This window comes from Terriglobus sp. YAF25 (assembly GCF_052113305.1).
Taxonomy (GTDB): Bacteria; Acidobacteriota; Terriglobia; order Terriglobales; family Acidobacteriaceae; genus Terriglobus.
In genome coordinates, this window is record NZ_JBFRCY010000333.1 from 1 (window position 1) to 10,648 (window position 10,648).

11 protein-coding genes are annotated in these 10,648 nt (G+C 59.3%); 3 read left to right on the forward strand and 8 right to left on the reverse strand.

The features are described 5' to 3' along the window. Window positions 1-420 (forward strand): hypothetical protein (locus AB4043_RS14780; protein WP_442307386.1); only part of this gene is annotated, 420 nt, incomplete at its 5' end. A 17-nt stretch (window positions 421-437) separates the two neighbouring features. Here AB4043_RS14780 and AB4043_RS14785 read toward each other — a convergent pair. The 6 genes from AB4043_RS14785 to AB4043_RS14810 form a co-directional block, all read right to left on the reverse strand. Continuing rightward, window positions 438-956 (reverse strand): methyltransferase family protein, encoded by a 519-nt coding sequence (locus AB4043_RS14785; RefSeq protein ID WP_442302857.1) that lies wholly within the window; start codon window positions 954-956, stop codon window positions 438-440. Between the two features lie 63 nt (window positions 957-1,019). Further along, window positions 1,020-3,650 (reverse strand): ADOP family duplicated permease, encoded by a 2,631-nt coding sequence (locus AB4043_RS14790; protein ID WP_442307387.1) that lies wholly within the window; start codon window positions 3,648-3,650, stop codon window positions 1,020-1,022. Window positions 3,651-3,659: 9 nt separating this feature from the next. Further along, window positions 3,660-3,986 carry a PadR family transcriptional regulator gene (locus AB4043_RS14795; RefSeq protein WP_147650028.1) on the reverse strand — a complete coding sequence of 109 codons (327 nt, stop codon included), beginning with the start codon at window positions 3,984-3,986 and terminating at the stop codon, window positions 3,660-3,662. A 110-nt stretch (window positions 3,987-4,096) separates the two neighbouring features. Next, window positions 4,097-4,792 (reverse strand): GNAT family N-acetyltransferase, encoded by a 696-nt coding sequence (locus AB4043_RS14800; RefSeq protein ID WP_442307388.1) that lies wholly within the window; start codon window positions 4,790-4,792, stop codon window positions 4,097-4,099. A 399-nt stretch (window positions 4,793-5,191) separates the two neighbouring features. Further along, the gene (locus AB4043_RS14805) at window positions 5,192-6,028 is read right to left on the reverse strand and encodes an isocitrate lyase/PEP mutase family protein (RefSeq protein ID WP_442302860.1); all 837 of its coding nucleotides are present in this window, start codon (window positions 6,026-6,028) and stop codon (window positions 5,192-5,194) included. Between the two features lie 27 nt (window positions 6,029-6,055). After that, complete coding sequence (locus AB4043_RS14810) at window positions 6,056-7,552, reverse strand: S1 RNA-binding domain-containing protein (RefSeq protein ID WP_442307389.1); 1,497 nt, start codon at window positions 7,550-7,552, stop codon at window positions 6,056-6,058. Between the two features lie 115 nt (window positions 7,553-7,667). On the opposite strand from AB4043_RS14810, the gene AB4043_RS14815 reads away from it, so the two are divergent. Next, a complete protein-coding gene (locus AB4043_RS14815) occupies window positions 7,668-8,387 on the forward strand; it encodes a DUF899 family protein (RefSeq protein WP_442302862.1) in 720 nt (239 codons plus the stop codon). A gap of 169 nt (window positions 8,388-8,556) precedes the next feature. Continuing rightward, window positions 8,557-8,958 carry a DUF1801 domain-containing protein gene (locus tag AB4043_RS14820; protein WP_442302863.1) on the forward strand — a complete coding sequence of 134 codons (402 nt, stop codon included), beginning with the start codon at window positions 8,557-8,559 and terminating at the stop codon, window positions 8,956-8,958. A gap of 21 nt (window positions 8,959-8,979) precedes the next feature. Here AB4043_RS14820 and AB4043_RS14825 read toward each other — a convergent pair whose 3' ends face one another. Beyond that, window positions 8,980-9,660, reverse strand: a complete 681-nt coding sequence (locus AB4043_RS14825) for a hypothetical protein (protein WP_442302864.1) — start codon at window positions 9,658-9,660, stop codon at window positions 8,980-8,982. 95 nt (window positions 9,661-9,755) lie between these two features. After that, a partial coding sequence (locus tag AB4043_RS14830; RefSeq protein WP_442307390.1) for an amidohydrolase family protein occupies window positions 9,756-10,648 on the reverse strand: 893 nt, incomplete at its 5' end.

Here is a 10,648-nt window from a genome sequence, read left to right on the forward strand (position 1 = left end):
TCGTGTGAGAGTGCAGGGAACCGGGAACCGAACGCGAAGGTTTCGCCGAAATACTCAGCTCAAGCCGCTAATATGCAGAATGCAGTCGGTCAGGGCTGCATCACTGAGAAGGTTTACCCTCCGTCGAATCCGCCGGAATACTGGACCGCCGATGTATACACCTTTGGGACGGGAGACATCGTGACCGGGAGCCTCACCCTGAACCCTAATCACCTGAGGTTTGCAAAGACCCCAGATTGGACCGTGGATAAGGATGGAAATATTCATCCCACACCGGGCGGCGACCCGAACAAAACGGAGCCTAGCGGAGGGACGATTTACCGGATCGACTTCAATTCGAATCCTGGATCTGGGGTGGTGACTCCTATACCGATAGGACCAAGTGTGGAGTTTAACCTGCTAACCAGCAAACTACCTTGAGCTTCACAGGCAAAGAATCAACCGTCGTTCCGGTTGCTCTGCTTCCAGGGGCGTAAACGTGGAATCCATCTGTGGACATTGGCACAGAAGACGTCGTACGCAGAGCCGTAGGTGTTTCTTAAGGTGGGCTCTTCGTAGACGAGAACAAAGAGATGGAATGCCGCCCAGATTGCAATGCCGTATTCAAGAACGCGGAGATTGCCAAAGAACAACCCTTGGCCCAGAATCAACGACGCGACCGCTACATACATAGGATTTCGCACATACCGATAGAGACCGCTGACGACGAGCTGGCGTGTTGGAAAGATCGGCGCAGGCGTGCCGAAGCCCTGCATCGCGAAGCGTGCGAAGGAATCCAGCAGGACAGGGAGCCCTGCGACCATCAGCAACACTCCGAGAATTCGAAACGCAAAGAATCCGGCCAGTGGCTCCTGCATATGCCACCGGCAGATCCACCAGGGGATGTAGCCCGCAACCGTTCCCGGCGCAATGACCAGGAAGATTGCTGAGCCGGCAATGGCGAGGGTCCGCTTCATCGAAGAGAATTCTACAGCTCCGCCGGACGATGGCCGTCAATCTGACGGTTTCACATCCAGGAGCTATTCAGAGCGCAGTGCCTCGACCGGATCGACCGAAGCAGCCCGTCGTGCCGGGATATAACTGGCGAGCAGTGCTGAAGCTGCAAGCATCACCGCCACAGCGGCGAGCGTGCCCGCATCCCACGGCGCTGTAGCGAACAGCAGCTTTCGCATCATCCACGCTGTGGCCACCGAGCAGACTGCTCCACTCAGAATGCCGAGGGCCATCACCCTGCCTGCCTCCTTCAGAATCAACCGGTAGACGGAGTTGCGTTGCGCGCCCAGCGCCATACGCACTCCTATCTCGCGGGTTCGCTGGCTTACCGAGTAGGCGATCACGCCGTACAGACCGACGATGCCCAGCAATAGCGCCATCGCCGCGAATCCGCCTACAAGCCATGCGGAGGAGCGATGAAGATAGGTCGACTGCAGGTTATGGATGCGGTCTTCCGCCGTCTCAGCGTTATAGGTCAGAATGTCGGAATCGATCCCGCGCACCGTTCCTTCCAGTGACTTCAATAACTCCTGCGGCGCATGAACTGTCCTGACGACGAGGCAGAGGGCGTTGTCAGGTTCCTGGTTGAACGGGGTATAGAGTACCGGCTGAACCTCAGCATCGAGCGGTCCTTCCTTGATGTCGTCCACAATGCCGACGATCTCGATCACGGGAGACGATGCGTCGTATCGAATATGCTTGCCGATCGCATCTTCCCCGGGAAAATACTTTTGTGCGAAGGTCTGATTGACGATCATCACGCGAGGCTTCGAAGCATCCTCCGTCCCGGTGAAGTAGCGTCCCCGCACCAGCCGCGCCTGGATGGTGGCCAGGTAACCCTCGCCAACCTGGCGATTGGTGGCTTCGTAGACGGTTCCATGTTGCGGCCTGCCGATGATCTCGAAGGCTGTATTGCCTCCAGCCACATTCGCCACGGGCGCCTGGTGCGCTACTGCTACCGATTGCACTCCGGGCAGCCTGCCTGTCTCCTCCATCACACGCCGCGTCAAGGCAACTATCTGCTCGGGTTTCGCATAGCGGAAGTGCGGCGATCTCAGGCCTATCATCGCCAGGTGATCCGGCTGCAGGCCGATATCGACATGCAGCAATCGATAGAAGCTCTTGCCCAGCAATCCCGCTCCTACCAGCAACACCATCGCGGTACATAGCTCCAATACCACGAGATTCGCTCCGAGATGTTTCCATGCCGTCCTGGCGCCGCCACGGCCGCCCTCCACCAACCCGGCGCGCAGGTCAATCAATGACAGGCGAAGTACAGGTGTGAGAGAAAACAGAATTGCCATCGCCAGGCCGGTCGCTACGGCGAAACCGATGACGTGTGGGTTCAGCCCGAGTCCACGCAGGTAAGGCATCCCCTCCAGCATGTTCGCCGGCACAAGTCTCAACAGGAGATGGATTGCACCGTAAGCAGCGGCGGCCCCCAAAACACTTCCTGCGGCGGCGAGCAAAACTCCTTCCGTGACGAAATGGCGGATGAGCCTCATACGCGACGCGCCCAACGCGCCGCGGACCGCGATCTCATGCCGGCGGTTCTCCGAACGAACTAGTATCAGGCCGGAGACATTCACGCAGGCAATCAACAGCAGCAATACCGCTCCGCTCAACAGCAGCAGAAGAATGGGGCGAAGATTGCCGACGATCAGCTCGGACAACGGAAGGACAGTAGCACCGCGCCCGCCATCGGAGTCCGGATACTGTCTCGCCAGTTGCTGTGCGATCGAGCTCATGTCGGCGGAGGCCGTCTGCGGCGTCGTTCCGTCTTTCAGGCGCGCAATCGCCCACAATCCATGGTCCCCGCGATTGTTTGGGTCAGAGGACTCATGAAGCGATGTCCAGAACTCCGACGGTCCCGCAGGCGCGAAGTGAAACTGCCGCGGCAGAACGCCGATGATGACATACGGAACGCCTTCCAGGGTGACCGCCTGGCCCACCACATCCTCGCGACTGCCGTAGCGGTTCTGCCACGCCGCATAGCTCAGCATTACGGTGCGCGGAGCACTCGGAGTATCCTCGCCATCATGAAAATCGCGCCCAAGAATGGGGGCAACGCCCAGCGTGCGGAAGAAGCCGGAGCTTACTGCAGCGCCTGGCACCCGCTGTGTCCCTGTCGCTGTGCTCAAGGCAAAGAATCGATTGTCGTATGCGTCCAGCGAATCGAAGACCTTGTTCTGTCGCTTCCAGTCCAGGTAGTCCAGATACGACAGATGARAACGAGGTCCTAGCGATGTGCTCTCAAACAACGCAACTAGCCGTGACGGACTTTGATAGGGCAGCGGCCGGATCAGTACTGCATCGACAAAGGCAAAGATCGCGACACTGGCGCACATGCCCAGCGCCAATACAAGAATGGCCGTCGAGGAGAACCCGGGATTCTTCCGCAACTGCCGGCCTGCGTACCGTATATCCGACCAGACGCTGTAGAGCGTCAATGCAGCATCTGCGCCGGTGACATTCTCCTTCGTGCTCGACAGATTGCCGAAGCGCAGCAGGGCGTCGCGCCGCGCCTCTTCCGCCGACATGCCGTGAGCCACGTTCTCCTCGATCCGCATGTCGATATGGAAACGAAGTTCGGCATCAATCTCCCGATCCACCTTCGATCGAGAGAAGAGATTCGCAATACGTAGAAGCAGCGACATGGCTTCACCTCACGCGTAGCGCAGAATGGCGCGTACGCCTTTCACCAGATGCTCAAAGTTCTTCTCTTCTTCCTGTAGGCGCTTTCGCCCCGCAGCGGTCAGTTTGTAGTACTTCGCCTTGCGGTTTGTTTCGGTCATGGCCCAGTCCGCGGCGATCCATCCCTGTTGCTCCATCCGATGCAGCGCCGGGTACAGCGACCCTTCCTCAACGCGAAGCAGATCGTCCGATGCCTGTTGAATGTGAGCCACAATTCCGTAGCCATGCATCTCTCTGACCTGTGAGAGCGTCTTCAGGACCAGTAGATCCAGCGTCCCCTGCAAGTCGTTCTTCGCCACGCCGCCTCCCCTAAGTAACTAGGTATGGGGAGTACGTTAAGCCTAGATGTTTAGGGGTGTCAAGCGGAGAATGCACAGTCTTCAATCTTCCTGAGCCGGAAGTTCTCCGACTACTTCTTCAGATCGAGCGTCCAGGTCTGGCCGACCAGATCCTTCCCGAAAGAGTGGTGGCGGTTTTCTCCCTGCAGGGTGAAGCCGGCGGCCTGATAGATCTTGCGGGCTGAGACCAGTATGTCGTTGGTCCAGAGTGTGAGTTTGCTATATCCCAGTTCGCGTGCGCGTTCGATGCAGGCGTGTACCAGGCGTGAGCCGACCCCCAGACCTCTGGCAGCCGGGTCGACGTAAAGCAGCCTCAGCTTCGCGACTTGTGGATCGTCGGTCTTCATCAGGAACACGGAGCCAACAACCTGATCGTTCAGCTCCGCAATCCATGCATCCTCGCGTTTTGCGTCGAAGTTTGCGGCGAACTCACCGAGGATCTGGGCCACCAGGCCTTCGTAGGTCCAGTCCCAGCCGTACTCCTGCGTGTAGAGAACCGCCTGACGATGCGTGATCCAGCCCAGGTCACCCACCTTCAGGGGACGAAGCCGCACGTCCTCTGCCGATGCAGGCTTTGGCTGAAGGAGAGATTGAACTTCCCGCATACCCTTTGCCAGGCGCTTGCGGTTTTCGGCGCTGAGCGGCGCGAGCAGCGTCTCGATCTGCGACTCGGTGCCATCGTTCATCCGCTTGAAGGTGCGTTTCCCGGCGGCGGTCAGCGAGAGCAGCTTGTGCTTGCCGTGCTCCGGGCTGATACGGCTTTTCACCACATAGCTCGAATGGGCGATTTTGTGCAACTCCGGCAGCAGCTTGCTCCAGGCAAACTTGGGGAGAAGTAAGAGCTGTGGCTTTCCTTACCCGCCCTGGCGTTGCGAGGGCGGGGCACCCCGGTAGAGAGAATGGGCGAGAAGCGGACTTCTCCGCGACCCTTTACTCAGCCAGCAGGCCGCCGGGATATCGGTACACCGGAGGATAAGCGCTGAAGGCGCGTTCCATACCAGCCTGGGGCAACGCCCCAGGTTTCAATGCCCATAAGATGTTAAAGGGCTGAAGGCCCGCCCTATAATCCGTCAGTAGTTGTCGCCCTGAACGGTATGGGTAGAGAAGCAGATTTCTCCGCTCCCTATGGTCGCTACGAAATGACAAACAAAAAGTTCGAGCGTGGCTTATCTGAGTTCTTCGCCCGTCAGCAGCGCAGCTACTTCTTTCGGATTCGCCGCATCCGCCGCAAACGTAAAGGTTCCTGGCCCAGCCATCTCATGCGCCGCGCGCAGAAACGCGCCGAGCGCTGTGCGATAAAGCGAACTGCCCACGCTAATACGTTTTACGCCAAGCGCAGCCAACTCCTCGCGGCTGAGTTGTACTCCTTGCAGACCCATCACCACATTCACCGGACGATCGACCGACGACACCACGGATGCGATGTCCTCTTTGGTGCGAAGGCCGGGGGCATACAGCACATCGGCACCGGCCTCCTGATACGCCTGCAGTCGCGCGATGGTATCGGCCAGGTCAGGCCGACCATGCAGATAATTCTCCGCGCGAGCAGTAAGGACGAATCCCCCCGGAACGCTCCGTGCTGCTTCTACGGCTGCACGCACACGCTCCGTAGCGAGCTCGCGTGCATAAATAGGATTCGCAGCATCTCCGGTCGCATCTTCGATGGAGCCGCCAGCGACACCGGCGTCGGCAGCCAGGCGGATAGTCTCCGCAGCCTGCTCAGGGGCGTCTCCGAATCCGTTCTCCAGGTCTGCATTGACCGGCAGGTTGGTAGCGGCCGCAATGGAAGCGATATGAGAGATCGCCTGTTCGCGGCTCAGCGTGTTGTCTTTCTGTCCAACCGAAAAGGCGTAACCCATGCTGGTGGTCGCCAGCGCTTCAAACCCAAGACGACTAAGCAGACGCGCGGTGCCAACATCCCATGGATTCGGAAGGATGAAGGCTCCAGGCCGCACGTGCAGGTTGTGGAACAACTCTACCTTCGCGTGACGATCTGGAGCCATAACCTTCCTCCGTGTTTCCTGTGATTGCTAACTCACCAGCTCCAGCGCGATCTTCTTCGTGGCAGCGTCCATCGTTGCGATGGTGAACTTGCGCACCTGTCCTACCTGAAACGGCTGCGCCTGCGAGGCGGATGTTTTTGTATCGCCCTTCCACCGCGCATTCAGCATGGAGCTCAAGGCCGAGAGGTCGAGTGCCGGAGCAGTCGGGCTGGATGTTGCAGCCTCAGTTTTGGCAGAGACAGTGCAGTCGGCGAGAATACCTTCTCCAAGCTCGACGACGGCATGGTCTCCGCTCTGCTGGATCACGCGGCCCGAGACCGTCTCGCCGGCCGTGTGCTCGGTGAAGAACTCATCCAGGTGAGTAGGAATCAGTTGCTTGATGCTCAGCTTGATCTGCCGCTTCTCCATATCGACGGCAAGCACCTGGGCTTTGACGATCTCTCCTACCTTCAGCACATCCTGCGGATGGTTGATGCGCTTCTCTGCATCGATCTCGCTGATGTGCACCAGACCTTCCACGCCTTCGGCCAGCTGCACAAAGGCGCCGAACTTCGTCAGCCGCGTGACTGGTCCTTCAATCACGGAACCGGCAGGATACTTCTGCGGAACAGCAGCCCACGGATCACCGAGTGCCTGCTTCAAGCCAAGGGAGAGACGGCGCTCCGCCGGACTGATGCCGAGGACGACTGCCTCCACCGTGTCATGCAGCTTCAGCAGATCGCTGACCTTGCGCACCTTATTGACCCACGACATCTCGGAGATATGGATCAGGCCTTCGATGCCGGGCTCTACTTCGACAAAGGCGCCGAAATCGGCAATGCGCTTCACGATGCCGCTGACGCGTTGGCCAAGGGGGTAGCGTTCCGCGGCTGTATCCCAGGGCTCAGGCTGCAGTTGCTTCAGGCCGAGCGAGATGCGCTTGCTGTCGGCATCCACCTTTAGAACCTTGACCTGCACCTGCTGGCCGACCTGAAGGACCTCCTCGGGGCTGCCGATGCGCTGCCAGGCGATATCGCTGACGTGCAGCAGCCCATCCACGCCGCCCAGATCGACAAACGCGCCGTAGCTGGCAAGGCTGCGAACCTGACCGGTGACGATCTCTCCTTCGCGTACTTCGGAGTATCGCTGCTGCTGAAGCTGGCGCGCCTGATCTTCCAGGATGACGCGGCGGTCCACGACGACGTCTTCATCGATCTTCAAACGCGAGAGCGCGTAGTAGCCCTCTTCGTTGCGTCCTTTGACCGAGACCGGGAAGCGGTCTCCCACGGCGACGCCATCAGCGTTGTTGTCAAAGGCCGAGCGCGGCAGCACGCCTTCGACCTTGAAGCCGATATCCAGAAACACAGACTCCGGCGAGATCGATACCACGATGCCTTCCTTCTGGGAGGGCTCTGACTTCGATCGACCGGTATGTTCCTTCTCAAACTGCGAGAGAAGCGCGCCGAAGGATTCCGTGGACTCGTCAGCGGTTTCGGGTGTGTCGGTGGGGTCGGGAGTGGTGTTCCGGATGTCTTCGTTTGCCATAAACAGTTCCCTCCATTGTAGTCACGTTCGCCGGGTCTGATGGGTCCGGCACAAACCGACGCGCAGGGTGATTAGAATGTGTGCTGGCACGTGACCTCACCCCAAGGAGAAGCGGATGGTCCACGATCCTCGCCTCACTCCCGCAACGGCGCTTGCGGCAAAGAACCAAGCGCACTTTCCCAACGAAAGCCCCGAATACCGCCAGGCTCGCAATGCTCTCCTTGCAGAGGAGATTGAGCTTCGGCGCAATATCGAACGCGTTGCCGAGCTCCGCCGTGCACTGCCCCTCGGAGGTGCGATCCCCGAAGACTATACCTTCCAGGGGCCAAACGGCGAGGTGCATTTCTCACAGCTCTTCGGCGATAAAGACACTCTGGTTGTCTATAGCATGATGTTCGGCCCGCAACGCGAGCGGGCGTGCCCGATGTGTACCGCCATGCTCACCACCTGGGACGGCACGGCCAGGAACCTTCGCGAACGGGTCGCTCTCGCCGTCACCGCACGCTCGCCCATCGAACGGCTTTTAGAGTTCAAAGACGATCGCGGCTGGAGGAATCTGCAGCTCTACTCCGATACCAGGGGCGACTACACCCGTACCTATGTCAGCGCCGACGATGGTGATGTTCCCGGCATGAGTGTCTTCACGAGTCGTAATGGCACGATCCATCACTTCTGGAGCGGTGAGATGAGCGGCGAGATGGCCGACCCCGGTCAGGACCCGCGCGGAGCTCCCGATGCCGATATTTTATGGAGCATCCTCGACCTTACCCCGGCAGGCCGCGGCGGCAATTGGTATCCGCAGCTCGAATACCAAGGCCTGGCATCCATCAAATAAAAGATGAGTTGATAAGTTCGAGATAGCCATACACCGGGTGCCCCATATATGCGAAGCATATGTGGGACGTTCGAGCGAAGCTCGAATAGGCTTTTGCTTACGGGAACGGCTTTAGCTTCAACTCTTCACTGCTGCTATATAGATTGAAGGATAAGCGAATGGAGCGCCGATGAAGGCGGAGATACTGCGATTCGATGGCGCCGTGGAACGCGATGCTGCCATCGATGCATGGATGAACAAACATCGCGGAGAGCTAGGCGCCATCGCGCAGAAGTGGTTTGAGGTGATGCGACAGTGTGGGGACGAAGTGCGCGAGCTCCTGCACGACGGCTGCCCGGTCGCGTGTCTGGGTGACGCTCCCTTTGGCTACGTCAATGTCTTCGCCGCGCATGTCAACATCGGATTCTTTCACGGCGCAGCGCTGCCAGATCCAGCGCGGCTATTGAAGGGTACGGGCAGGTTCATGCGGCATGTGAAGCTGAGGCCGGGCATGGAAGCGAACACCGCTGTGTTGAACAGGCTGATCGAGGCGGCGTATGCGGATATCAAGGCGCGTGTCGAACACGGTTAGGGAGTGCACCCAAAACCCAGCCTACGACTGCGGCCAGTAGCTCATATCTCTCCGAAACCGTGCGAGCTCCAGGCGTGTGTCAACAACCGCATCCTGCGGCATGGCTGCAACCAGCCGGCGGAAGATCTCTGCGTTCTCCGGCAGGTCGATGCTGTTGCGTGCCGGCAGCAGCAGAAGATAATCAGTCGCTCCAGTAACCGGCCGCAGGATGGCATGCGGCCCACCGATGCCGCGCATCACGCCGATGGCCGCGTGCTCAAAGGCGCTTTCAGCTCCGGGGCGCAGGCGCAACGTGAAGAAGCTCAACAGCGGGTACGATTCGATGTCTTGCGGCCGGAAAACAGTCAGCGGCGACATCACCTCATAGCTGACAACAGAGCGAATCTGGCCATACGGCAGAACGTTCATGGCGTTATCGGCCGCATCTTCCGCCGGCTTGACGGGGTTGTCGAAGTCGGTCCACTGATGAAACATGGTGGCGTCGATGAAGGCTCCATAGCGGTCGCCGGAGATGATGGTCCAGCCATACCATGTCCACGGATCGGACGCGGAACGATGCCATGCAAGGTGGCGCTTGTAGCCGTCTTCAAAGGAAGATACGTCCATCGGCTGCCAGGTGACGAAGCGGGCAGCGTTCTCCCGTATCTGTGAGAACGCTGTTGTGGCAAGCAGAAGGACAGCAGCGAGATAGCAGCGATTCATTCGTTACTCCAGAGGCCTCGGCGGTTTGACGCGCACGAACCTCAGAAGGATATCGTGTGATCCTGCTTTGCGACCTTCATGTACTCGCTACCTCATCAACTCAACCGATAGAACTTGGCAGCGTTGTTATAGAAGATGTCACGCTTCTCATCCGCGCTGAGGAACGGAGCGGACTGCACTGCATCCACTGCCATGGCGATGCCTTCCGGCCAGTACATCTGGTCCGTGCCGAACATCAGCCGCTTGCCAAAGCCGGCCCGCATCAGCGCCTGCAGGTAGTGATAGAACTCCGCGCGTGGAAGCAGCCAGTCGATGGCGCCCAGGTCGGCATTGACCTGCGGATAGTGGAACAAGGTGGAGATGGTGTCGTCGAGATACGGCCAGCCGGCATGCATCAGGTTCAGGCGAAGCTTGGGATAGCGGTTGAGCGCCTCCTCCACCAGAATGGGATCGCCCAGGCGCGCGCGTGCAGTGCGGCAGCATGGATCGAACGACATTCCCGGGGGCATGGTGCCGGTGTGTAGCGCTACCGGGATATCCAGCTCTTCAGCCAGTGCCAGATAGGCAGCGTACTTGGGGTCGTCGAGCGTAATTCCCGCGTACTGTGTTGTGACCTCTCCCAGTACGCGCAGGCGGCCGTCCTTGAACGCACTGCGGAGTACATTCAACTCCGGCAGGGGAGTATCGGCGGAGCCACGCACGCCGGCGCCGGCAATGATCTTGTTCGGCTCCGCGTTGCACCAGGAATACGCGGCGGCAAGACGATCTCCGTCTCCTCCGCTGACGACTGCCTTGACGATATTCAGGCGCTTCATCTCTGCCAGGCAGGCGGCGCGATGAGCTGCTCCATCCTTGAGCTGTACGGCTTTGCCGGTAGCGGGATTCACCGCGGCGGGGATGGGCAGGTCGTCCGGGTAGGCGTGCAGATGCACGTCAATGATGGGTTGCTGTTGCTGCGTCATCTTTCCCAGGGCAGAAGGAACCAGGC